Origin of the sequence: Chloracidobacterium sp. (assembly GCA_016715795.1) — a bacterium.
Classification (GTDB): domain Bacteria; phylum Acidobacteriota; class Blastocatellia; order Pyrinomonadales; family Pyrinomonadaceae; genus OLB17.
Genome location: JADJXP010000001.1, coordinates 464,492 through 488,952, shown reverse-complemented (window position 1 = coordinate 488,952; position 24,461 = coordinate 464,492). Strand labels below are relative to the sequence as shown.

Genomic DNA, 24,461 nt, shown 5'->3' with positions numbered 1-24,461 from the left:
GACTCATATCTAACCCTTGGGATATACCAATTCAGGAGTGAAAAGGATGAAAAAGATTTTTTCGGGCAGGCGGCTCCGTATCGCTTTGCCGCTATTGGGTGTAGTTGTATCGCTCGGCGTTGCCTGGGCAGTTTTTGTGCAGCGAGCAGATGCAAGCCGTGACGGTGAAAGCGGTCTGCTCGAAAAGATGGTCATTGCTGACGGTAATGTCGTGATGGATATCGACCTCGCTAAGGCAGGTGCGGTCAAGTCACAGCCCGCTTCGTTACGCTTTGGCATTTCGGCCAATTCGTTCTTTAAGACCATCGCATTCAATGACGAATTCCGCGGTGCTTTGCCGGGAGCGATGTCGTTGACGTCGCAGAATACGGCTGCTCTGCCGGCCAGGCTCAATGCGTCGCTCAGCCAATTATCGATCGTAGCGAATGAGCCGGGCTCGGATTACGAGCTATCCGTTCGCGATGCTTCGGGCTACACATTCTTTGATATCGAAGGCTTTCAGTGGGACTACAGCCCGGCGGGCAAGGGGCTGGCCATCACCGGCGGGCGACTTCTCTTGAATGAACAGTTTGCGACGGAACTTGGCCGTCGCGTCCAGCCGTGGGCCGTTGTCGGTTCGGTACTTGTGAACGCAACCCTTCGTCCGATCGAGGTTACGACGGTGGTCAACAGCGAGGTTCAGGAGAGTACACTTCCCGCGACGGTTTCACCTGAGGCAGGGACGGTTCCCGGTCCGGACGTGACTGTTGGGGACCTTGTTAGCCTGTCACAGTTCGGTAGCTCGGGAACGCAAGTCGGCCTGGCGGTTGGAACTGACTCATGTAACTACGGCACGGAGAATCTTCACTGGTATGCCAATCCGAATAATGATCACCCGGTGATCCCGCAGAATCTCTACAGGATGAGCGGCGGGGCGGATAATACGCAGACCATGGAACAGATCGGCCAGTCGAGCGTAAAGCATGCATTCACGGCCCTGACGCAGAACCTGTGTGCCCTAGGCTGTAACGGTGTCGGCGGTTCGAATCTCGGTTCCGGCTGCTCTGATCCTTATAGTTCGAGCCTGAACGCAGGACCAAATCTTGGTTCACGTGCATGGATAAATCCTTATACAGGTTTCTATCCCAGGAATGATTCGGCAACGCCGAACAACAGCCACAGCGGCCACTCGCACGTCGGAACGACGCATCGAATCCTTGTCGAGCAGGCAGACCTGAACACAAGCCTGAATCCAGGGGCTAAATACTTTGCCGAAGCTCAGTATGTTACTCCGCATGAGTATGCGTGGTGCCAGAGTAATCCTACCCAGTGCAACATGTTCAATAATGTTTCGTACCGGCCCTACAACGTGTCGGGAACGACCTCATTCTCGTTCTCAGCGGCCGGATCGACGGTGCGGATGAAGTCTGCGATCGAGGCTTGGACCGGCGCGACAATAGTTCCATTCCGTCCCGTAAACACAGACGGCATGGGTATGGTCGCTTACAAGGTCACAAATCCGTCGCCCGGCGTGTGGCACTATGAGTATGCGGTCTACAATATGAACCTCGACCGCGCTATTCAGTCGTTCGGCGTGCCGCAGGGCAGCGGGGTGACGCTTAGCAATGTTGGCTTCCATGCTCCGCCTCAGCATCCGGGATCGGCAGCTGACGGGACCGAAGGTAATGCGGGCTTCAGCAGCGCTCCTTGGACGCAGACTGATTCAGGCGGTTATGTTTACTGGAGTTCGGATCCGATCGGTGTGTCGGCAAACGCAAACGCTATCCGATGGGGCACCATGTACAATTTCAGATTTGATTCTAACCGTCCCCCGATGCTGACGATGGCAAGGCTCGGTTTCTTTAAGACAGGCGAGACGATCTCGGTCTTGGTTCAGGCCCCACAGGGCGGCCAGCCGACATGCTCACGAGTACCTCAGGGTAATCGCTGTTAAGCATGATCGCCTCGTTGTAAAAATTGCGGGAGCGTTCCTAGGAACGCTCCCGCTTTTTCTTCCACGATCGACGAACGGTTAGTTAACCCATTCTTCTTCGTAGTTAAGCTGCCAATGCCTGGTCACCCACTTTTGGGCAGCCGTGATAGCCGTATTCTTCCACTTCTTGAGGTTTTCAACGATTGATAGAGCGGCCATCGGTTTGCTCGGATCGCGTTCGACACGGATAACCTGTGTCCTGACATCGACGATCGCCTTATTCTCTTCCATGATCCTAAGGCGGACCTCGCTGCCCACAGGCGGCAGTGTGTCGAGATTGACGAGAGCGCTGGATTCACCAACATTCTCCGTCAAGCCCTCAACACTAACTGTTTTTCCGCTTTCGGCATCGACCCAGCTTGCTTTAACAGGCATGCTGGCAATTATTCGGTGATGTAATGGCGTCTTGTATGATGATGTAGCGTATTCTACGTCTGGCATTATTTCCCCTTTCCTTGCTTCATTTAACTGCATTTTTGGCCTTCCGGCCGTCAAATGCGACACTAACTTAAGCCACTTTTACAAAAAAGTCAAGTATTCCATTTTTTGCGAATACCTGTGCCGCGGCGGCATCGCGGAAGATACTTTGTAACAGAAAGTGATACAAAACGCAACATTGGTCGCAGGGTTCGGGAATAAGGGCCCGGAACGGATGAGAGGAACCCTAATTGCCTCACTTATTGCTGTTGAGTTCCGCTTCTAGGTCGAGGTCTGGCGGCGATCTGGACAAAGATCAACGAAATATGTGTTTCGACGGCATTTTTGCCGTGATCGCTCCTTGCTTTTGCACATGAAAAGGAATATGTTTTTAAGCACAACTTGTCCAAAAAGCCAGAGAAAAATCCAAAGAACTGAATTTCAACCACGGCTCAGCCGTGATCGAAATGCAATAGATAGTTGTTTGATGTTCCAAACTACAAGAAAGAGGTCAAGAGGATGACAATATCAAAGTTTATGAAGCTCATTTCGGTCCTAGCGATGTGCGCTGTGTTTTCTGCAGCCGCATTTGCTCAGGCTGGTACCGGTGCCATTACCGGTGTTGTTACCGATGCTAACGGTGCGGTGATCCCAAACGCAACCGTTAAGGCCACGAGTAAGGCCCGGGGCAACGAGGTCACAGTGACCGCAAGCGGCGAGGGTATTTACCGTTTTGTTGCTCTAGAGCCCGGTGAATACAGTGTTACAGCGTCGGGCGGGAGTTTTGCCGCACAGACCAAGACGGTCCAGGTGCAGGTCGGACGTGCGACGGACGCAAACTTTGCTCTCGGAGCCGGGAATGTCGCGGCTGAGGTCACGGTAACTGCTGAGGGCATTCAGACCACGCAGAGCAATTCTGACGCTGTTCTGAGTGAGACGGCCATCAGCAATCTGCCGATCAACGGACGCCGATTTCAGGATTTTGCTACGTTGACACCGACGGCGCAGATCGATACGGAACGCAATCAGATCTCGCTCTCAGGCCAACGCGGCATCAACACCAACATTAATGTTGACGGCGTGGATTACAATCAGCCATTCTTCGGCGGCATCCGCGGTGGTGAGCGATCGAATTTCGCCCCGACGATTCCGCAGGAATCGATCAAGGAGTTTCAGGTCGTTGCCGCGGGCTACTCGGCGGAATTTGGTCGCAGTTCAGGCGGTATCGTCAATGTCGTGACCAAAGGCGGAACGAACGATTTCCACGCAACCGCATTTTATCTCCTTCGTCCTGAGAGTGCATCGCGCAACCATGCCTTGGTAAGGGCTCTCGAACAGGAGAGGAACACTAAGATCAAGGCCGGCCCGACGCAGCATCAATTTGGCGGCTCGGTCGGAGGCGCGATAGTCAAAAACAAATTGTTCTATTTCGGTTCCTATGAAGAACAGCGGTTTCGCGCCGACAGAATTATTGCCTTCACTGGGCTATCGGGCATCACGAGGACCGCTCTAAACGAGGAGGCCTATGACTATTATGCGTCGCAGGAAGGCGGCTATGAGCTGACCAACGATGCAAGGACCGCCCTCGGTAGGATAGACTGGAATGTAAACCGAGCAAACACGGCAAACTTCCGTTTTAGCATTAACAAGGGCGAAGGGAAAAATGGCGTCTCGGTCGGTGACGCAGGTGTCCTCTTCAATCCGGTTGTAGATGCCGCAATCACGAATGAGGGCATTGAGATCGATAAGAATCGTGTTTTCGTAGCCCAATTGACAAGTGTATTCAGCGCGAATCACATCAACGACTTTAGATTTCAATGGGCAAAGGGTGAACGGCCGCGCCTCTCGAATGCTCAGACCGCGCTCGTGACCGTTAATGGCGTAGGCCTTTACGGCACGCGTAGCTTCCTCCCGACGACCCAGTCGGATCGACGTCTCCAATTCGTTGACAGCTTCTCGATAGTTGCCGGTAATCACAGCATAAAGATCGGTGGAGAATACAGCGATATCTTCCAGGATCAGATATTCGGCTTTAACCAGTTTGGCAGCTACAATCCGAACCAGACTGGAAACCCGGGCCTGGAAGACCTATCCCTAACCCCGGGGTCAACGACCGACCGCAGATTCGATTATGTCAATCCCTCGACCGGCCTTGGCCGAGCGTTCTTTAACCAGCAGATCGGTAATCTTGCTGCCGCTTTTACGGTTAAGGAGCTTGCTGTCTATGCCCAGGACGCATGGAGGATCAATCCGAAGTTCACACTCAATTACGGTCTGCGGGTTGAGAAACAATACAACCCACCTGCACAAGTGGGAAACGACGCGATCATCAATTTCGTCAAGAATGCCAGCTTTCCGGCTCTTGGCGGAGCATCGGTCGATCCGACGGTTATTCCGGATAGCCCGTGGCAATATGGGCCGCGACTGGGATTTGCCTATGATGTCCGTGGCAATGGCAAATCGGTATTTCGTGCCTTCAGTGGACTCTATTTCGCCAGGACACCCGGCCTTATTCTGGCTGCCCCGGTAAACAACTTTCGTCTGCCAGCTGGAGACCTCTCGGTTGGGCTACTGTTTCCGACCGGCACCTTGTCAGCAAACAGCGCGAGCGGTGTGGCCGCTTACAATAGTTTCCTGACGAACAATCCAAATTATGTTGCGATCATGGGTGCCACCGGTACCCCGTGCCCACAGGTTGTGAATCCCGCCGATCCGAGGGCATGCCTTCCCGTTACCGTATTCAGACAGTTTGCGACGATCAACGTCAACCTGAACACATTTGCGCTGAACGCCTTACCGGCTCTCAGCTCGGATCAACTTGTCGAGATGGCGGGCCGACTCGGGCTGCCAATTGTACCGGGGAGCGGTTCGAGGGTGATCGCTATGGCACCGGGATATGAGAACCCGCAGTCGTTCCAATTTGGATTTGGGTATGAGCACGAAATAATGTCCGGTTTTGTTGTTGGTGTGGATTACAGCCATGTCAAAACAACCCACCTGCAGCGTAATCGTGACATTAATCTCCCCGTTCCAACTCCTGATGCGAATGGCCGGCCGCGATTTAACCGGAACAATCGACCAGTTCTGGGTCTTGATCGCATAACGCTTCGCGAGGATTCCGGGCGCTCCCTTTTCCGAGCATTTACCGCGCGGACGAGAATATCGAACCGGTGGGCAAACATTAACGCGTACTTGACACTGTCGAAGTCGCTCTCAGATGACGACAACGAGAGAAACGCGACTGGCCTGTTCTACGAGAATTCATTTAATCTGGCGAACGAATGGGGCCTCGCCCGTCTTGACCGAAAGGTCCAGTTCGTAGCGAATCCCGTATTTTTCCTGCCTCATGGGTTTGAGGTCTCAAGCGCCATCAGGGCTCGGTCGGGAGTTCCTTTCGATGCCACAGTTGGTTCTGATGTCAATTCTGACGGGAATAACAATGACCGTCCGCTGCTGACTCCGGGTATTTTGATGCCGAGAAACTCTTTCCGCAACAATGCTGAGTTCGGTGTTGATGTACGTGGTCAGAAGGGATTTGGTTTTGGCGAAGGACGTCGCCTGATATTTTCGGCGGAGATATTCAACCTCTTCAACAATGCGAATATACAGTATGCGGGTAATCAGACTCTGTTCTGCGCCTCGAATGATCGAACGAGTGCCTGCGGCTTGAATGGGCCGACCAATACGACGTTTATGCAGTTGCGTAACTCATCGGGCAATCTGATCACGAATGGTAACTTCTCCCGCACGCCGGTATTTCAGATGCAGTTTGGCGTAAGGCTTCAGTTGTAGTTCATTTGCCTTGTGGCACTTTATGCACGCTCGCGGAATCGCGGGCGTGCATTTTTTTTGTTCGCTGTTCGTTATACACTCAACCGAGTGCGGATACTACAGGTCTCATCGGCGAGAACATTTGGGGGCGGCGAACGCCATTTCCTTGATCTCTGCGCAGGCCTTGGACAGCGCGGCCACGAGGTCTATGCGGCCCTCCGGCCGACAAACGAATGGCAGGGCCGGCTCGATATCGAAACAGATCGCGTGCTGCATGTATCGATCCGCAACTCGTTCGGGATGTTTAGCGCAAAGCGCATTGCACGCTTTGCGCGCGAAAACGGCATCGATATCATTCACGCACATGTTGCCCGCGACTACGTTGCTGCGAGCGCGGCCGCGCGAATGGCAGATACGCGGCTGGTATTGACGCGACACGTTATGTTTCCGATGAAATCATTCCACCGCTTTGTTCTCGGGAATGTCGATGCTGCGATAGCCGTATCCGAGTCCGTCCGCGACCAACTTTCTCGCGTCTTTTCAGCGAAGAAGATACACGTCATACCGAACGGCCTGCATTTCAATTGCGTGGATACCGTCACCGGTGGCGGGTCGGGCGTTGCGTTCCGTGATTTTCATTCGATACCCCGGAATGTGCCGCTTATCGCCTCGATAGGTGAACTCAAGGTTGCAAAGGGCCAGCGCGATCTCGTACTCGCGGCCCATGAGGTCATCAAGCGTCGGTCGGACGCCAGATTTGTCATCGCCGGCGTTGACCATTCGCTAGATAAGAAGTTTCGACGCGAGCTCAAGCGTCTTGTTCGAGTCCTTGGCATGGAGAACAACTTCCTCTGGCTCGACTGGCTGGACGATACGGCCCCATTGCTGACGGCGGCTGATCTTTTTGTTTCGCCATCACATACGGAGAGCTTTGGATTAGCGATACTCGAAGCAATGGCGGCAGGCTGTCCGGTCGTAGCAACCGCCACCGACGGGGCTGTTGAGTTGATCCCTGACTCGAAAGCTATCGTACCGATCAAAGACCCATTGAGCATGGCCGAGGCCATCCTATGGCATCTCGAACACGATGACGAGCGGCGTGAGCTAGGGTGCAAACTTAAGGTGATCGCTACCGCAAATTACAGCATCGAAAGGATGATCGAGGCCACTGAGGCAGTCTATCGGGCCTTGGTGTGACATGCGATAACTTGCCGTAGTCCAAGGCGTGCAGGTATTTTATAAATATGCGGCACATATCGCTTTTGTTCCTGCTAATATCACTGTTTTCCCTCAATGCCATGCCGCAAACACCCGAGCAGCTTGCTGCCGATTGGGATCGGTCGCACATATCGCACATATTTCCTTCGGATGTTCGTCACGCCGACCTTGAGAAGTACCTCGATGAGCTGAAAAAGATCGGCATCAAGGTCGATAAGGTCGGTGATAGCTTTGGCGGTCGTGAGATCTATCAGGTCGAGTGGGGCAAAGGGCCGCTAAAGGTCTTTATGTGGTCACAGATGCATGGCGACGAACCGACGGCGACGTCCGCGCTCGTCGATATGTTCGCGTTTCTTCAGAAAAATCGAAACCTCGACTGGGTCAAGCGGATCGAAAAGGCGGTAACCATTCGAGCAGTGCCGATGCTTAATCCGGATGGCTCGGAATTGTTTCAACGTCGCAGCATCCAGGGCATCGACATCAATCGCGATGCTGTAAATCTAGCCACGCCCGAGGCCAGGCTGCTCAAACGGCTCCGCTCTGAGTGGCAGCCGGCGATCGGCTTTAACCTGCACAACCAAAACTCGCTCACCTCGGTCGGCCGGACGGGAAAACAGGCGACGATCTCATTTCTTGTCGTTTACGGCGATGCGGCAAAAACCAGTAGCCTCGGCCACGAACGCAGTATGCGGCTTGCGTCCGCGATGACGCTGGCGCTGCAAAAGTTCATTCCGGGCCACATGGCTCGCTACGCTGATGAATGGTCGCCTACGGCGTTTGGCGATAATTTCTCGGCATGGGGCACTCCGGCGATATTGATCGAAACGGGCGGACATTATGGCAAGGATGAGATGTTTCTCATTAGGTTGAACTTTGTGGCATATCTGACCGCGTTTGACGCCCTGGCGACGGGCAGCGAGGCCAAGCAGGACCCGAATGTCTATCGCATGCTGCCTGAGAACGGCTCGGGAATGCTGGTGGACTTTGTTTTCCGGAACGCAACGCTGGCACCTCGCAGCGGCCAGGCAGGAACGACCGTCGATATCACGGCCGTCACGCAGCGTCGTCGGGCGGGCTTTCCAAAGCCGGTGGTCATCCTGAACGTCGGCAGCCTTGGCGGCCGCAAAGGCCTTGAAGTGTACGATGCCAGCGGCTTCTACGTCGTTCAGCGTTTCTCCTCGGTCAAGGCCGAGGAGCTGGCTGAATTCGCGTTTTACAAGCGCAGCCGTTCGATCGATTGGAGTGCCGGTGATCTTGAGACACGATTTCCGCCCGACGCGATCTTCTCATTCGGCCGTTGGATCAAGGGCGCCGGCGTGGTGCCGCGAAAGTAGCCGATGCTCGACCTGCTAAAGATCAGAAATGTCGCCCTGATCGACGATCTTGCCATAGAGTTTGGTCACGGACTCAATTTGCTCACGGGCGAGACCGGCTCGGGCAAATCGATCATTGTTGACAGCCTCGGTGCGCTTACAGGAGACCGCGTCTCGACCGACCTGATCAAGCAGGGCGAGGATACGGCGGTGATCGAAGGACTCTTTTCGCCCCAAGACAAAGATCTGCATAGAGCGCTTGTCGATGCCGGCATAGAGCCTGCTGATGAACTGATAGTGCGGCGCGAGTTATCTCTTGAGGGCCGCAATCGTGTGTTTATCAACGGGGTATCCGTCACGCAGGGTTTCTTGAAGAACATCGGCTCCATGCTTGCGGACATACATGGCCAGGGCGAGCAGGCCGCTCTCTACAACGTTGATACACACATCGGTATGCTTGATGATTTTGCCGGTGTCGATACGGAGCGGGCGACGGTTGCCGATGCGTATCGAGAATGGTCGAAAGTTCGCGATCAATTGGAGTCGTTGAAAAAGGACGAATCAGAAAAACTGCAACTGATCGACATACTTAGGTTTCAGGTCGATGAGATCCAGCGTGCCTCGCTGACCGTGGATGAGGACGTAGAGCTAGAAACCGAAAAACGTCGTCTAAACAACATAGAGAAACTGTCCGCCCTCAGCAGCGAAGCATTCACCGTGCTCTACGACGATGGGAATTCAACGCTCGCGACTCTGGATCGCGGTGCTAAAGCCATACAAGAACTGGCGGAGTATGACGAGCAGTTTCGCGGATTTAACGAAGAGCTCGATGCGGCGAGGGCGGTGATCGCAGAACTGGGTACGACGGCACGCGATTTCGCGGCGTACCTCGAATTCTCTCCGTCGCGACTCGACGAGATCGAGAACCGTCTGGCTGAGATATCGCGACTGAAGCGGAAGTACGGTGAGACGATCGATGCGGTGCTCGATTATCTGCACGTCTCTGAGGAACGCTTGTCGCATATCGATACCGCCGAGCTACGCGAAGAAGAACTTAATAGACATCTCACCGTGCTCGAACAGGGTTACCTTGCGGCGGCGGGCAAGTTGCACGACGCCAGGGCCAAGGCCGCGACAAGGTTTGCAAAACAGGTCGAGATTGATTTGAAGGACGTTGCGCTCGATAAAGCACGGTTCGAGGTTCGGATCGTTGCTGACGGTGAGTTCACGGCGAACGGTACGGATCGTGTTGAATTCTACTTCTCCGCAAATCCAGGCGAGCCGCCGAGGCCGCTCGCCAAGGTCGCGTCAGGAGGCGAGGCATCACGGCTGATGCTGATACTCAAAACTGCTTCGCGGTCGAGGGATGTTGGCACGACGGCAGTTTTTGATGAGGTAGACATCGGCATCGGTGGACGCGTTGCCGAGGCCGTAGGGCGAAAGCTGAAGTCACTGGCCGCTACACAGCAAGTATTCTGCGTCACGCACCAGCCGCAGATCGCGAGCCTCGCGGATCGGCACTTTCTGGTTGAGAAATCGGTTGAGCATGGGAGGACACGCATCGCTGTTCGAGATATCGATGCCGCCGAGCAGATCGACGAGATCGCTCGCATGCTCGCCGGTGAACAGATCACCGATGCTGCTCGCGCAAACGCACGCACGATGCTGGCTTCGGCAAAATGACCTATTATGCCCACTGAAACTCTAGCTAATGTCATTCGCGGCGACACGGTCGAGTCGGTTCATACCGGACACCTCTGCATCGTCGATGGCGAAGGCAGGACCGTCTATGAGCTTGGCGACCCTTCAACCATCACGTACTTTCGCTCAGCATGTAAGGCGTTTCAGCTTATCCCGTGCATAACGAGCGGTGCTGTGGACGCTTTTGGATTTTCTGAGAAGGAGATCGCATTAGCCGCGGCATCACATTCAGGTGAACCGGTTCACCTTGCGGTTGCGGCCCACATGATGCAAAAGATCGGGCTTGATGAATCGTTCTTAAGATGTGGCTCACATTTGCCATTCAGCGAGGACGAAACAAAACGTATGCAGCGTGCCGGCCAAGAACCATCCCAACTGCACAATAACTGCAGCGGCAAGCACGCCGCGATGCTCGCATTCGCCAAGCATATCGGTGCGTCGATCGAGGATTATGAGTTACCGGGGCACCGTATCCAGAAACGGATCCTCCGATGCATCGCTGATTTTTCCGAGGTGCCCGAAGAAGAGATCGCCATCGGGATCGACGGTTGTGCGGCACCAAACTTTGCCGTGCCGGTTAGATCGATGGCAAAGAGCTTCATCAACCTGATCTCGCCGGCGAAGTTCCCCGCACCTACACGGGCCGCCTGCTCTCGGATAGTTGCCGCAATGATCGCTCACCCCGAACTAATCGGCGGCAGCGAACGCCTCGACACAAAACTGATGCTCGCCGCCCCGGGCCGCATAATCTCAAAAGTCGGCGCCGACGGCGTCTGGCTCTGCGGCGTCTTGCCATGCGACCGCTGGCCCAAGGGCCTTGGCATTGCTCTCAAGGTCGCGGACGGCGACGACGTTCGCGGACGTCCGGTGATCGCTATCGAGCTGTTGCGTCAGCTGGATATTCTGTTGAGAAACGACCTTACAGAACTCTCACCGTCGCCGATCAAGAATCGCAGGGGCGATACGGTCGGAGAGGTTCTTGGGGTGATTAACCTGCCATTTGCTTCCTAAACTCGTCTTTCCCAAACGTCCGATCCAGCCACAGGTTTGTCAGCTTTTCCTGAATGCTATTTGCCTTCAATCGGTCGTTGAGGTTCTTAAAATCGACAAAATCCAGATGCTGGTCCTGGTTGAAGCATGAGAAGACGAAGAATTCCTCGCCTGTGTGTGGATTGACGTGGCGCTGCAGGCATTGGGCGCAGACCTCTTTCATCATGCACTGCATTGGCGAGTTGATCGAGCCGATAGCAACATGCTGTTCGTTTAGATATGGCTTGAGCGTCGTGTGGCGTGCCTCGCGGACGCCGTTCATCATGCGGTCGGAGCCGATTGCGATGATGCGGTCAACTCGTTTGAGGTCAACACTTTGCGGGCCGAGCTTGCCCTCGGCATAGGCAATCATCGCCTGAACGATGTTGCCTCGGAAGTGCGCGTCCTGCGGCCGCTGCGGCGCGATTTCGGTGCCCCAATCGGTCGCCCATACGACCTCGTCGGTGGCATTCTCGATCTCTTCGCGTTTGAACAGGTCGTCTCCATTCTTGTAGCCTGCGAAATAGATGACCTTGTTGCTCCTCTCTCGCAGAGCCCTTGCGATAGAAAACAGGACCGCATTACCGAGACCGCCGCCCGCGAGCAAGACGGTCTCGTTTTCCGGGATCTCTGTCGGCGTGCCGGTCGGGCCCATGACGAGAACTTCCTCACCTTCCTTAAGAAGCGAACAGAGCCGCGACGATGTTCCCATCTCGAGAACGATCATAGACAGCAGGCCCTTTTCCTCATCGACCCACGCACCGGTCAGGGCGAGGCCTTCCATCAAAAGGCGCGTGCCGTCAACGACCGGAGCAGTCGTCTCAAAATTCTGCAGCCGATAGAATTGGCCGGGCTCAAACTTGCGAGCCTGCAGCGGAGCTTTCACGACAACATCGACAATCGTCGGCGTCAATCGCTCGACCCTTACAACATATGCCCGCAACTGCTCATCGAGTGTTGCCTCGAGCTTGTCAAAGATCGCGTCCTTCTCGGCCTGCGGCAAATCGCCACGGCTGTCCAATTCGTCCGCAAACAGCTCAACGACCTTCGGATAACCATGTTTAGCGGAGGCCATCGCTTTTACGACGTTTCCTGCGTATTGCGGATGATTATCACCGTAGTATGAGATGAACTTGCCGTCGTGCTCATAACTTGTAAAGAAGCCCGTTTCGCCCTCTTCAGCCGGAACAGCGTGGAATTGGCCGTCACCGCCTTTCGTTAGCCGGTATGGCCGGAAGAATTGGCGCCATTCGTCAAGTTGGAATGTGCCCGGCTTTTCCTTCTCATAGATCACGTTTGGCGATGTGCCTGCGGCGACGCAGACGGTTCGAGCGGCGAATTCGTGTATCTCACCCGTTTTCTCAAATTTGCCCGTCTCTTCGATGTGTTCCAGACGCTCAAATTTGATAGCCTTCACAGCCCCAAACTCATCCGGCACGGCTTCGGTCGGCGACATGCATTCGACAAAATCGATGCCTTCTTCGAGCGCTTTCTGGACCTCTTCGTGATTGAGCCGGTACGCGGGCGAGTCCTGCAGCCGTTTGCGATACACCAGCGATACGCCGCCCCAGCCGCGAACTAAGGACACGAGATCAGGCTCGTCGCCCTTTGCTGATGCTCGTTCACGTTCGGCACGGATCTGGCGGGCGTGATCGAGAAACTCCGGCAGCACCGCTAGCTCCTCGGGATCAAAGGTCTTTCTGACGTAATCCTCACCAAATTCATCGACTACCTGCTCGTATTTGTGCAGCATTTTCTCTACCTGCACAGGGTAATAGGCAAAAAGCTCCGTCGCCGTGTCGATGCCGGTCAGGCCCCCGCCGATGACAACGGCAGGCAGACGGACCTGAAGGTTCGACAGCGTATCTTTCTTGAACGCGCCCGTAAGTTGTAACGCCATCAGGAAATCACTCGCTTGGCGGATGCCGCGAATGAGGTTGTTCTTCATTGGAACGATCGTTGGGCGTCCCGCACCGGTTGCGATAGCGATGTGGTCAAAACCGTATTCCCATGCGTCTTCGATCGTTAGGGTTCCGCCGAAGCGCACGCCGCCGTACGCCCGAAATCGCTTTCGACGCGTGAGCATCAATTGGACCATCGTGAGGAAGTTCTTGTCCCAACGTACCGTAATGCCGTACTCGGAAACACCGCCAAAGCCCGAGAGGATGCGCTCATCGAGTTCCTCGGTAATCTCCGAGAGTTCCTTCACGGGTTTGGGGAAACAGCGCTGGTTAGCGTCAGCTCCCTGTTTCGGCAAACCCGTCCATTCGGTTGGCAACGGTTCGATCTTCAGTCCGTCGATGCCGATGACGCCAAAACCTTCATTTAGAAGATAATTTGCGAGCGTGTAGCCGGCCGGGCCGAGCCCGACGACGAGCACGTTCTTGCCATTGTAAGGCATGGGATAAGGGCGTTTAGCGTTGAGCGGATTCCACCGGGCCAACAGGCTGTAGATCTCAAAGCCCCACGGCAGATCGAGAACGTCAGTAAGTGCTGATGTCTCAGCGAGCGGAATGTTAACCGGTTCCTGCTTCTGAAAGATGCAGCCCTTCATGCAGTCGTTGCAGATCCGGTGGCCGGTTCCGGCACACATCGGATTGTCGATCGTGACGAGGGCGAGCGCCCCTATGGCGTCACCCTGCTTCTTGAGCATGTGCATCTCGGAGATACGCTCATCGAGCGGACAACCCTCGGACTTAATGCCAAGCGGATTGCGATGTACAGAGCCATCCTTTTCGCGGAGGCCGGTCCGGCAGGCATCCTTCTCGCGTTCGTGGCAGATCATGCAGTAGTCGATCTCGTAAAGCGAGTCGCGCATCGTGCCGCGGTCGTCCGTTAGCTTAAAGCCGTCGCGCCGCCGCAATTCTTCGTCCCGCCCTCGCATGATGTTGTGCAGCTTGGGTTCGGGATGGATGAGGTGGACGAGATTCATGTAATCGAGTGCATGAGGCACTTTGAACGCATGCCAGCCCTTCGACCTTTTGTGAAAAGCGGTTGCCGACCATGCCTCGGCCAGATGAAGAGCGGCGGTGATCGTCAGCAAGCTGCCGGTCGCATCGCCCTTGAGCACATACTCTGAGAAGAGTTTGCCGAATGCCGAATCCTTGAGTTTCTCGTAGGCCTTCGATACGTCCCCGACCGTTTGACGGGTCGCGGGCGAGATATCTTCGTTCTTCTCGATGTCCGTCTCTGCATCGAGGAGGGAACAGGTCATCGTTGCAATCGACAATTCGTCATCGAATCGCAGGGTGTCACTGAATGCCGCATTCCTCAGTTCGGTCAAAGCGCGCCAAAGCTCGGCCTCGTTGAGTTCGTCCACAAGCTCAGGCGAGAACTTCTTGGCCGCACGCCGCTGCACAAAGAACTTGTAGCGCCAGACCGCATTCTGGACCGTGATGTCCTTCGAAAGATCGGTACGTTCGTCATTTATGCAGAACAAGCGAGCTATGAAGCTTGATAAATGCGGGGCCGCATCCGTCAATATTTTCGACTCGACACGGCGTTCCATGCCCTCACTGCCGGTAGCGATGTACTTTCTGAGGGCTTCCGCCAATATTGGTTCGTCCCTTTCGACCTCATCGTAAAAACATTCTGCTAAGTCCTTTAGCCGGGCGGCGTCGTAGAGATCGGCGTAATCAAAGCCGTCAATGCCCAGTTGCAGTGGTTGGTTTGCAGAGTGCTCCGTCATCTTGTCGCCCTATGCGCGGATCTCGCGCACCTGAGCAAACTTCGACTATACACCCGTGCAGGCGGCCAAACAACACGGCACCGGTCCGGCACTTTTCTGAAAACTCGGCGTAATTATGGTATAAAACAGGTTTACGCCCCTTTTTTTGGTTGGCTTTCAGAGCAGTATGGAAAATGATCAGCGGCTGACGCCGTTGCCGCTAACACAGGACCTGCAGCACACGCAGGGTGACTACATCGGCTATTCGAGCTCTTACGAAGATTCGCTCGAAGGCAAGCGTTCGCTCAGACAGTATTTCAATATCGTCTACAAGCGGCTGCCGATAATTCTCGCGATCACCTTGATCACGACGGCTGCGGCTGCGTTCTATTCGTATCGCCAGCCGTCGGTTTATCAGGCTCAGGCCAGCATGATCATCGAGCCACGGAAGCCCGAGGTCACCCGAAAGGACGCGATCAACATCAATTTTGGTGACGATACAAAGTATTACAATACACAGCTCCAACTGCTCCAGAATCAGGACCTGATGAAGCGCGTTGTCGTCGCGCTAAATTTGCATCGCGAGCCAAACTTGTTTGACGGGCAGGGACGCGGCTTGTTCGGGGGGCTCAGATCACTTTTTTCCGGCGGCCAAAAGCCTTCCACGGGCGAGAATTCACTGCCGGTAGTAAATGAAAGCTCGATCGAGCCCGGCAAAAAGCAGGACGTCCAGCTAACGCCCGAAGAAAATGTCAGGGCTGAGAGCTATGCCGCTATCCTCGCGGGCGGGCTGAATGTTCAGCAGGTCGAGCGGACCAACATCGTCAATATCACGCTGCAAAGCACGAATCCCGCGCTGGCGGCTAAGGTTTCCGACAAGGTCGCCGAACTTTTTAAGGAAGAAGATGCGGAACGCGAAACTGCAGGTGCACAAAAGGCGTTTGAGGACCTGCGGCAATCCATCGAGGATCTCAAGGCAACCATCATTCAGCAGGAGAATGACCTGATAGCGGAAATGCGTTCCAGCAACCTTCCGCTAATGGACAAGGGAACAGACGTGCGCGCCGGCAATCTTGAGGGGCTGCTTACGCAGTGGCGAGAGGCGAGGAACGAGACCAGCCGGATCCAGGCAACCTACAATGCCGCCCTTTCCGCGAGCGGCAAGGGTGACATCCTGGCGGTTGTCGGTGAGAACAAGGCCTTGCTCGACGTTCGCAGCCAAAACATCAAGCGAAAGGCCGATCTCGAAAAACGTATCGAGGACATCGACAAGAAACTACTTGAGGCCCACGAAAAGAGGGAGACCCTGCTGACAAAATACACCGATCAGCATCGCGATGTGGTGGCAGTCAATGCTCAGATCGCAGAACTTGAATCGCAGAAAGCCAAGGTCCAACGTGAGGTTTCGGCCAAGATCGATTCTGAGGGCAAGAAGCTCGAGCAGGACGCCGAACGTGAGGTCATGGCGAGCCTGCGGGCCAGCCTGACCGCCGCTCAGCAGCGCGAAGGTAGAGCTAAAGCGGCGTTTGACCAGGCAGCTGCCTCGGCAAATGTCGAGGGCCAGGCCGAGACAAAACTGACGGGCCTCAAACGCGAACTCGATTCGAACCGCAGCCTGCTCGATACATACGTTCAGCGGCAAAAGGAGCAGGAACTCGCGCTGACGAGCCAGCGGCCCGATAACATCAAGATACAGAATCATGCAATTACGCCGACGTCACCCATCGGGCCGCAACGCACGCGAAACATTCTTGTGGCGTTTTTCCTTAGCCTTGCGGCTGGTGTCGGGCTTGCGTTCCTTCTTGATTACCTCGACGACTCCGTCCGCACATCCGACGATATCAGCCGGCACTTGGGCCTGCCAACGCTGGCTCTGATCCCGCATCATTTGCAGGGAGAAAAGAAGAAGATGCTGCCGGCTAAGGCCGCTGCGAACGGATTCCAGCAAGCCGCGCTTATTACGATGGAAGAGCGCAATTCGCCGATGGCTGAGGCCTACCGACATCTGCGCACAAGCCTGCTGTTCTCGTCGGCGGGCAAACCGCCGCAAACGATCCTCGTAACATCGTCGCAGCCTTCTGAGGGCAAGACGACCACGGCCATCAACACCGCGATCACGCTCGCACAGTCCGATGCGGACGTTGTCATCATTGACTGCGACCTCAGGCGGCCGAGGCTTCACAGCCATTTTGGGCTTGAGAATTCGCGCGGCCTGACGAACTATCTCTCGGGTGACAAGGACACGATGGGCCTGATCCGCACTTTTGACGAGCTGCCGCGGCTCAAGATGATCACGAGCGGCCCGATACCGCCTAATCCGGCGGAACTCCTTTCGTCAAACGAGATGCGCAATCTGCTGCAGTTCCTCTCGGGCAAGTTCAAGCACGTCATCATCGATTCGCCGCCCGCGATCTCGTTTACTGACGCCGCGATCCTGTCAACGCTCGTCGACGGCGTCGTGCTCGTCGCAATGGCCAACAAGAGCTCGATCCACCTAATGCGCCAGTTCAAGCAGCGCATACACTCGATCGGCGCACGCATTTACGGCGTTGTCCTCAACGGGATCAAATCCGGCTCGACCGAGTATTACTACTACGGTTCAGGCTATTACAAGTACTACCACCGTGCCCACGACGACGAATCCACGCCGCTGTTGGAGGATGTCGAGGAAGAAAGTCAGAGCCGGCAGGAAACTTAACCGCGGATAGAACGGATAACGCGGGTATGCGAGATGTTCATCGTCTCCATCCACGTTAACGTTTTATCTGCGGTCAAATATCGCCCGAGCGGCCCATTTCAGAGAGCAATCGGTCGGCGTGGTCGCGCGGAGTATTGATGTTCTTGAGCACGAGTTTGCCGCCGTCGTCCGACGCGTTATCGATGGTTACGTCACCCAATCCCAATAGCCGCTGCATTACCGTCGCCGAGACGGTAACGTCCTGAATTCTCCGCAAAGGCACGCGGCGGGTGGTTCGTGAGATCAGGCCTTCGTCGATCTCAAGCGTCGAAGGTGTGAGCGTATATCTTACGAGCTTTTGCCTGATGTGATAGAACGCAGGTATCAGTAACAGCCCAAGCCCCAGAATGATCGCGAGCCAGACCGGGACTATCAGGTATGCAAAAGCGCTCGCCAATGCCACAAAGAACAACGCCCCGACCGCCGCGGCTACGTAGCCCATCTTGACAAACAACAACGTCGGCGTGATCGAGAAGATCGGTTCTTCATTGTCCGTTCTCGATTCTCCATTCTCAGTTTGTCGCACCGCCACCCGCGTTTCCTCTTCCTCGATCGCCGCCCCGCACTTCCGGCAATACGCCGCCGCATCCTTATTCTCCGCCCCGCACTTTATGCAAAACATATCGGCATTATCTGATGTTTGCTTAAATAAAAAAAGCCGCGTCATCGCTTCGAAGTGCGGACGCTCTTGTCCGATCGTCGGCTACTCCGGCCACCTTACGTTGACCACCACTCTCGGCCGACGAAGCGTCGCCCGATGCGGACAGGAGTGCCCGCATTCCGTCCATACAAATAGGCCGGATCCTTTCAGATCCGGCCTGGTGTTTGTATCGATAGCCTGTGGCTGCCTCAGGCAACCGTGGCTACGTTTTCTGCCTGCGGGCCCTTTGGGCTGGTGGTTAAGTCAAACTCTACCTCCTGACCCTGGATCAGGGTCTTGTAACCATCACCCGAGATCGCACTGTAATGGACAAAAATATCCTGCTCACCCGGCTGTTCGATAAATCCATAGCCTTTTGCGTTATTGAACCACTTGACCTTGCCGACAGTCTTTGACATCTCCTATAGATCCTCCTAAAAACTTCCTTAAAAAGTCGCCGGCCCAGGGGGCCGCGATACAATTTCCCGTTTCCGCCTCTCGCGGACGGACACAGAGAAAATAGAGGTCCACTAACACGAACCTGTAGTACAACATAACGATCATCTTAAACCCAAAGACCTTTATTTTCTCTATAGTTGTGTTGGTAGACGAACGCAAATTTAGCGAAATCTCTATTGCGTGTCAAGAGGTATTGGTCACAAAGATCGCGATTTGAGGTGAAAATTGACATAAATCGACCGATGGCGGAAGATAAAGCCATCTGCGACTTCATTTTATGACTAACGGGTACGGCAAAGGCTCGCTGCTGACATACAACGAATATCTTAAAGTTCCGGAGCTATTACAGCTTCAGCGGACGCTTTCGGATCCAGTCAGCCACGACGAACAACTGTTTATCATCATCCATCAAACGTATGAGTTGTGGTTCAAACAACTGCTGCACGAGGCCGATGCGACCATCAAATGGCTGGCTGAGGATCGTCCTTTTCGTGTAAATCACAGTCTGCGCGCTATGGTCGCGATCGAGAAGGTGATGGTGACGCAGATCCACGTTCTCGAAACTATGGCTCAGATCGGCTTCCTGGAGTTTCGCGATAAGCTCAACCCTGCGAGCGGCTTTCAGTCGATGCAGTTCCGCGAGATGGAGTTTGTGTCGGGGCAGAAGAACGAGAAGCTATTGGAGCACTTTCGAGATGATGCATACGCGTACGAAAAGCTGAGCCGCCGCTTTGTTGAACCGGGGCTGGACGACGGATTTTGGGCATTCATCGGGCGGAAGGGCTTCGATGTCGGTTCCCACGAAGGCCGTGTTGCCGCGATCGTCGAGGTATTGACCCATCCTGAGAAGCATGGCGATCTCTTCATCATGCAAGACCTGCTGATCGAGCATGACGAGAATTTCTCACTTTGGCGGTATCATCACGTCCTCATGGTAGAACGAATGCTAGGGCTAAAGCGTGGTACTGGCGGTTCGGAGGGCGTCGGATATTTGCTGACCACGCTGACAAAGAAGTTCTTTCCCGAACTTTGGGAAGCCCGCACACACCTCAAGGCTCAAAACTAAGATATGAATGGTGTTTTGGTCGCACAAGCGATCCGCGCCGTCCCGAACTCAACGGTCGCCCTCGTGGCTGACGGCTGGATCAAACGTCCCCGCTATACAAAAACCGCAAACACTTCGTTCGACAGTAGCTTTCCTCGACGAGTGAGCCGCAATCGGCCATCGACGATCGTGAGCAGATCGGTGTCGATCAGACGCTCAATGTCCTCGCGGTGTTTTGCGATCAGGTCGATGTCGAACTCTTTTCTATAGTCGGCGAGGTCGATCCCGTCTTCCATCCGCAATCCGAGAAAAACAGCCTCCGACGCCACATCGATGGTTTCCCTCAACACCTCGGCCGAGCCGTTCTGCTCGATGATCTCTACATATTTTGCGGTGTCACGCTCGTTCGCATATCGCTCGCGTCCGTCGAACGAATGCGCCGAGACGCCGAATCCGAACACCGGATCGAGCAGCCAGTACTTCGTGTTATGAGATGACGGAAAGCCCGGCTTGCTAAAATTGGAGATCTCGTACTGCTCATATCCCGAGGCGGCCAACCGGTCGCTTATCACCTCATACATCTCGCCCGCCACATCGTCATCCGGCCTCGGCTGACGCCCGCTCGATATCTGTTCTGCCAGCGGCGTGCCAGAGTGGATCTCCAATAGATAGAGAGAAATATGCTCCGGCGATATTTGAATGGCCTCGTCGAGATTCGCCCGCCACTGTTCTAAGGTCTGCCCGGGCAAGCCCGCGATCAGGTCAAAACTAATGTTCTCAAAACCCGCATCGCGGAGCATTGAAAACGTGTTTCTTGCATCATTCGCATCATGTCCGCGGGCAAGTAGTTTCAATGCCTTATCGTCGAAGGTCTGAACCCCGAAACTCGCACGGTTGATGCCGAGTTGCCGGTATCCGTCAAGAGTTTCCGCGGTAACAGTTGCCGGATTCATCTCCATCGTGATCTCGACGTCGTCCGTTAGATCAAACTTTGTGTGAAGGCTCTCCAGAATCCACTTAACCTGTCCCGCTTTCAGCAGAGACGGTGTGCCGCCGCCGAAATAGACCGTGTCCGCATCTCCTGGAATTTCAGATGTGAAGTTTCGAATTTCAGAACACAAAGCATCAACATATGTATCAACAATGGCCGCATCGCGGTAAACATCAGTTGCAAAATCACAATAGGAACAACGCGACTTGCAGAAAGGAATATGTACGTAAATGCCGGCCGGCATGGTGAAAAGTGTCAGGCTGCGAGCCTATTATGGAGAGCAGTTGACCACTCGGATTCAAGATCGGTAATCGAAGCGTCGATAGCTGTTTGAGCATCGACATTCACGCGCAGGATCGAACCACCGACCCTGCCGATTACCGCTAGCGGAAGCCCCCCAACAATGGCTTTCACTTCTTCGAGTTTGTCAGGTGAAAAGCTGACAACGATACGGGACGGTGTTTCGCCAAAAAGCAGAGCTGCCGCGGACAGGCCGTCGGGTATTATGTCGATCTCAGCGCCGACTTCGGCGCGGCCGAGGGATGAGAAGCAGCATTCGGCTAAGGCGACGGCGAGGCCGCCGTCCGAGCAGTCGTGGGCGGAGTTGATAAGGCATCGGTCAATCAGGTTGAGCAGGGTTTGCTGAATGAGTTTTTCTTGTTCGAGATCGATGATCGGAACGATGCCGTGGTTGATGAGTTCCTCTGTCGACAGGTCGAGGATGGTCTGGGCGTATTCGCTGGCGATGAGGTCGTCACGGGTCTCGCCGAGCACGGCAATTAAGTCGCCCCCGTTTTTGAATCCGTGTGTGACGATCTTGCGGCTGTCATCGATCAAACCGACCATGCCGATAACGGGCGTCGGCAGAATGCCTTTGCCGTCAGTTTCGTTATAGAACGAGACATTCCCCGAGACAACCGGCGTGTCAAACGCGGTGCAGGCCTCGGCCATGCCGTCGATAACTTCGCTGAACGACCAAATCACCTCGGGTCTCTCTGGCGAGGCGAAGTTGAGACAGTTGGTGACCGCGATAGGCTTTGCACCGACACACGCCACATTTCGTGCGGCCTCAGCGACAGCGAGCTTTGCTCCCATACGCGGGTCGATCGCGACAAATTTGCCGTTCCCGTCGTGACACATTGCGATAGCCCGCCGCGTTTCCTTTACGCGGATGACTGCCGCGTCCGCTCCGGGCAGAACCACGGTGTTTGTTCGGACCATCGAGTCGTACTGCTCGTAGACCCAGTTTTTGGAGCAAATGTTTGGAGATTTTAGAAGTAGTGTTAAGGCTTCGTTCAGGCCTTCGATCTTAGGCTTTAGGTCTTTGCCGTTGAGAGCCTCGCCATTTGTTCGCGTTGCTGGCGAAAGAGGGCGTTCATATTTGGGGGCTTCGTCGGTCAGGGCCAACACGGGCAAGTCTGCCTCGAGAATGCCGTTGTGAACTATCTTTAACCGGTTGCCCTCAACGACCTTTCCGATCACAACGCAGTCGAGATCCCATTTGTTGAATATCTCAACAACCTCTTTTTCATGGCCGGTGCGGGCGACGATCAGCATCCGCTCCTGCGATTCGCTGAGCATCATCTCGTATGCGGTCATGCCCGTTTCACGTTGCGGAACGAGCGAAAGGTCGATCTCGAGCCCTGTGCCGGCGCGCGCGGCCATCTCAACTGATGAGCTGGTCAGGCCCGCAGCACCCATATCCTGAATGCCCTCTATAGCTCCCGAACGCATCGCTTCAAGGCACGCTTCGAGGAGCAATTTTTCTAGGAACGGGTCACCAACCTGAACGGTCGGACGTTTCTCAAGCGCCTCATCGTCAAATTCTGCCGACGCCATAGTCGCGCCATGAATACCGTCACGGCCGGTCTTTGCACCGGCATACAGAACGGGATTGCCTATTCCCGACGCCTTGCCAAAGAAGATCTGGTCCTTTCGTACCAAGCCGAGGGCAAAAGCATTGACCAGCGGATTCAGGCTATAGGACTCGTCAAAAACCACCTCGCCGCCTACGGTCGGGACGCCAAAACAGTTGCCGTAGTGGCCTATTCCAGCAACGCAGCCTTTCAAGATCGACCGGTTACGAGCACCGTTTGCGGCGTCATCGAGTGGGCCGAATCGCAAAGAGTTCATCGCGGCAACAGGTCGCGCGCCCATCGTAAAAACGTCCCTCAGGATGCCGCCAACGCCGGTCGCCGCTCCCTGGAACGGTTCGATGAAGCTGGGATGATTGTGCGACTCTACCTTAAATGCGATGCACCAATCGTCGCCGATATCGACAACGCCGGCGTTCTCGCCCGGCGGCACGATCACGCGCTCACCCGTCGTGGGCAGACGTTTTAGATGGACACGGGACGATTTGTAGGAACAATGTTCGGACCACATCACACTGAAGATGCCGAGCTCGGTTAGGTTCGGCTCACGGCCGAGGCTCCCTAGAATCCGCTCAAATTCTTCGGGGGAAAGACCGTGTTGTGAAACGACCTCTGGAGTGATCTGCGTGTAGTCCATAGCAGGTTCGGTTCCGGCGAGCGAAACGAAACGAGTATTCTAGATGGTTTGAGGGCTTATGTCGATGTGGCTGGGTTGGTAGGTTACATGACCGGGAACACCGAACGGGCCGTGTACGAGTAAACGATCTCGCGAAATTCATCGGGTGCGAACGTGCCCTTAAGAAGGGGGCCTTTCGGTCGTAGTTCTTTCATTATCGGCCCGAATGCCTTTTCGCTGTTCGTGAACTGTGCCGCGTCTTTATAACGCGTTATCAAGATGATATCGAAGGCGGCATTGTGTGGTGCGACGATCTCAATATACTCGAACGACTCGATAACCCCGCGTTTGGCTGCAACGTCACGGTATGCACGCCAATTGTTCTCGTAGAAATACCGAGCCTCATCACGCTTGCCGCCTTTGACCTTAATGAATTCGACAACTGAAATCGGTCCATTCCCTGACGATCCGCCCCCAAGAGCCCGGTCAATATTCTCTTTCAGAGTTTCGTTGCGAAACTTGCCGTTCCGAAAATAGACCATACTGCCGTCTGTCGCATATACAAGCGTTAGCGGAAGATTACCGGCCCAGTCTTTGGAAACGAGTTTGATCGCTGCGTCCGGATCCGCAGCATCGAGCAAATACGCGGGCATCTCGGCCCGCATTGTCGTGAGAAATTTCGTAACATTACCGCCGATATCCACTGTGTCATCCAGCGAGACCGTCACGAGATCGACTCTGCCTCTGTATTCATCGTAGAGTTTGACGAGATCAGGGAATTCTTCGCGGCAAGGGTCGCACCATGTTGCCCAGAAGTTGACAACGAGTGGCCTACCCGTTGGACTGAGCAGCTTGCGCAGGCCTTCGACGTCGATTCGGAGAACCTTCGGGCCGTCAGATGAGCTCTCGCCGGGCTTTGTTTGGCCAACGACGGGTTGCGGCGCGAGAACAACAAGGGCGGCACAGACCGCTATCCTTAGAAAAAGCCCGATCGGATTGTTCATTACGTAT

Annotated in this window: 15 protein-coding genes; 8 read left to right on the top strand and 7 right to left on the bottom strand. The window is 54.9% G+C overall.

All coding sequences use genetic code 11. From position 1 onward, the window contains the following. The first annotated feature begins 46 nt into the window (after positions 1-46). Complete coding sequence (locus IPM59_02200) at positions 47-1,933, top strand: hypothetical protein (protein ID MBK9214405.1); 1,887 nt, start codon at positions 47-49, stop codon at positions 1,931-1,933. 78 nt (positions 1,934-2,011) lie between these two features. Here the strand turns inward: IPM59_02200 and IPM59_02195 are convergent, their stop codons facing one another. Further along, a complete protein-coding gene (locus IPM59_02195; protein MBK9214404.1) occupies positions 2,012-2,413 on the bottom strand; it encodes a hypothetical protein in 402 nt (133 codons plus the stop codon). 495 nt (positions 2,414-2,908) lie between these two features. Here IPM59_02195 and IPM59_02190 point away from each other — a divergent pair, with 495 nt between their 5' ends. The 5 genes from IPM59_02190 to IPM59_02170 all read left to right on the top strand — a co-directional run bounded on the left by IPM59_02190 (position 2,909) and on the right by IPM59_02170 (position 11,403). Next, positions 2,909-6,181, top strand: a complete 3,273-nt coding sequence (locus tag IPM59_02190) for a TonB-dependent receptor (protein MBK9214403.1) — start codon at positions 2,909-2,911, stop codon at positions 6,179-6,181. A gap of 87 nt (positions 6,182-6,268) precedes the next feature. Further along, on the top strand, positions 6,269-7,357 hold the full coding sequence (locus tag IPM59_02185; GenBank protein MBK9214402.1) for a glycosyltransferase family 4 protein: 1,089 nt from the start codon (positions 6,269-6,271) through the stop codon (positions 7,355-7,357). Between the two features lie 47 nt (positions 7,358-7,404). Next, positions 7,405-8,712 carry a peptidase M14 gene (locus tag IPM59_02180; GenBank protein MBK9214401.1) on the top strand — a complete coding sequence of 436 codons (1,308 nt, stop codon included), beginning with the start codon at positions 7,405-7,407 and terminating at the stop codon, positions 8,710-8,712. A gap of 3 nt (positions 8,713-8,715) precedes the next feature. Continuing rightward, complete coding sequence (recN, locus tag IPM59_02175) at positions 8,716-10,374, top strand: DNA repair protein RecN (GenBank protein MBK9214400.1); 1,659 nt, start codon at positions 8,716-8,718, stop codon at positions 10,372-10,374. 6 nt (positions 10,375-10,380) lie between these two features. Then, positions 10,381-11,403, top strand: a complete 1,023-nt coding sequence (locus IPM59_02170; GenBank protein MBK9214399.1) for an asparaginase — start codon at positions 10,381-10,383, stop codon at positions 11,401-11,403. Here IPM59_02170 and IPM59_02165 read toward each other — a convergent pair. Then, the gene (locus tag IPM59_02165; protein MBK9214398.1) at positions 11,381-15,109 is read right to left on the bottom strand and encodes an FAD-dependent oxidoreductase; all 3,729 of its coding nucleotides are present in this window, start codon (positions 15,107-15,109) and stop codon (positions 11,381-11,383) included. The two genes, IPM59_02170 and IPM59_02165, sit on opposite strands and share 23 nt — an antisense overlap. Positions 15,110-15,275: 166 nt before the next feature. Between IPM59_02165 and IPM59_02160 the strand changes: the two genes are divergently transcribed. Next, the gene (locus IPM59_02160; GenBank protein ID MBK9214397.1) at positions 15,276-17,786 is read left to right on the top strand and encodes a polysaccharide biosynthesis tyrosine autokinase; all 2,511 of its coding nucleotides are present in this window, start codon (positions 15,276-15,278) and stop codon (positions 17,784-17,786) included. A 73-nt stretch (positions 17,787-17,859) separates the two neighbouring features. Here IPM59_02160 and IPM59_02155 read toward each other — a convergent pair whose 3' ends face one another. After that, positions 17,860-18,447: a PH domain-containing protein gene (locus tag IPM59_02155; GenBank protein ID MBK9214396.1), complete on the bottom strand. Its 588-nt coding sequence runs from the start codon at positions 18,445-18,447 to the stop codon at positions 17,860-17,862. A gap of 227 nt (positions 18,448-18,674) precedes the next feature. Continuing rightward, positions 18,675-18,884, bottom strand: a complete 210-nt coding sequence (locus IPM59_02150; GenBank protein ID MBK9214395.1) for a cold shock domain-containing protein — start codon at positions 18,882-18,884, stop codon at positions 18,675-18,677. Between the two features lie 317 nt (positions 18,885-19,201). Here IPM59_02150 and IPM59_02145 point away from each other — a divergent pair, with 317 nt between their 5' ends. After that, on the top strand, positions 19,202-19,990 hold the full coding sequence (locus tag IPM59_02145) for a tryptophan 2,3-dioxygenase (protein ID MBK9214394.1): 789 nt from the start codon (positions 19,202-19,204) through the stop codon (positions 19,988-19,990). 92 nt (positions 19,991-20,082) lie between these two features. Here the strand turns inward: IPM59_02145 and hemW are convergent, their stop codons facing one another. The 3 genes from hemW to IPM59_02130 form a co-directional block, all read right to left on the bottom strand. Then, the gene (hemW, locus tag IPM59_02140) at positions 20,083-21,204 is read right to left on the bottom strand and encodes a radical SAM family heme chaperone HemW (GenBank protein ID MBK9214393.1); all 1,122 of its coding nucleotides are present in this window, start codon (positions 21,202-21,204) and stop codon (positions 20,083-20,085) included. 11 nt (positions 21,205-21,215) lie between these two features. Further along, a complete protein-coding gene (gene purL, locus IPM59_02135; protein ID MBK9214392.1) occupies positions 21,216-23,471 on the bottom strand; it encodes a phosphoribosylformylglycinamidine synthase subunit PurL in 2,256 nt (751 codons plus the stop codon). Between the two features lie 83 nt (positions 23,472-23,554). Next, positions 23,555-24,454, bottom strand: a complete 900-nt coding sequence (locus IPM59_02130; protein MBK9214391.1) for a redoxin domain-containing protein — start codon at positions 24,452-24,454, stop codon at positions 23,555-23,557. Positions 24,455-24,461 lie beyond the last annotated feature (7 nt).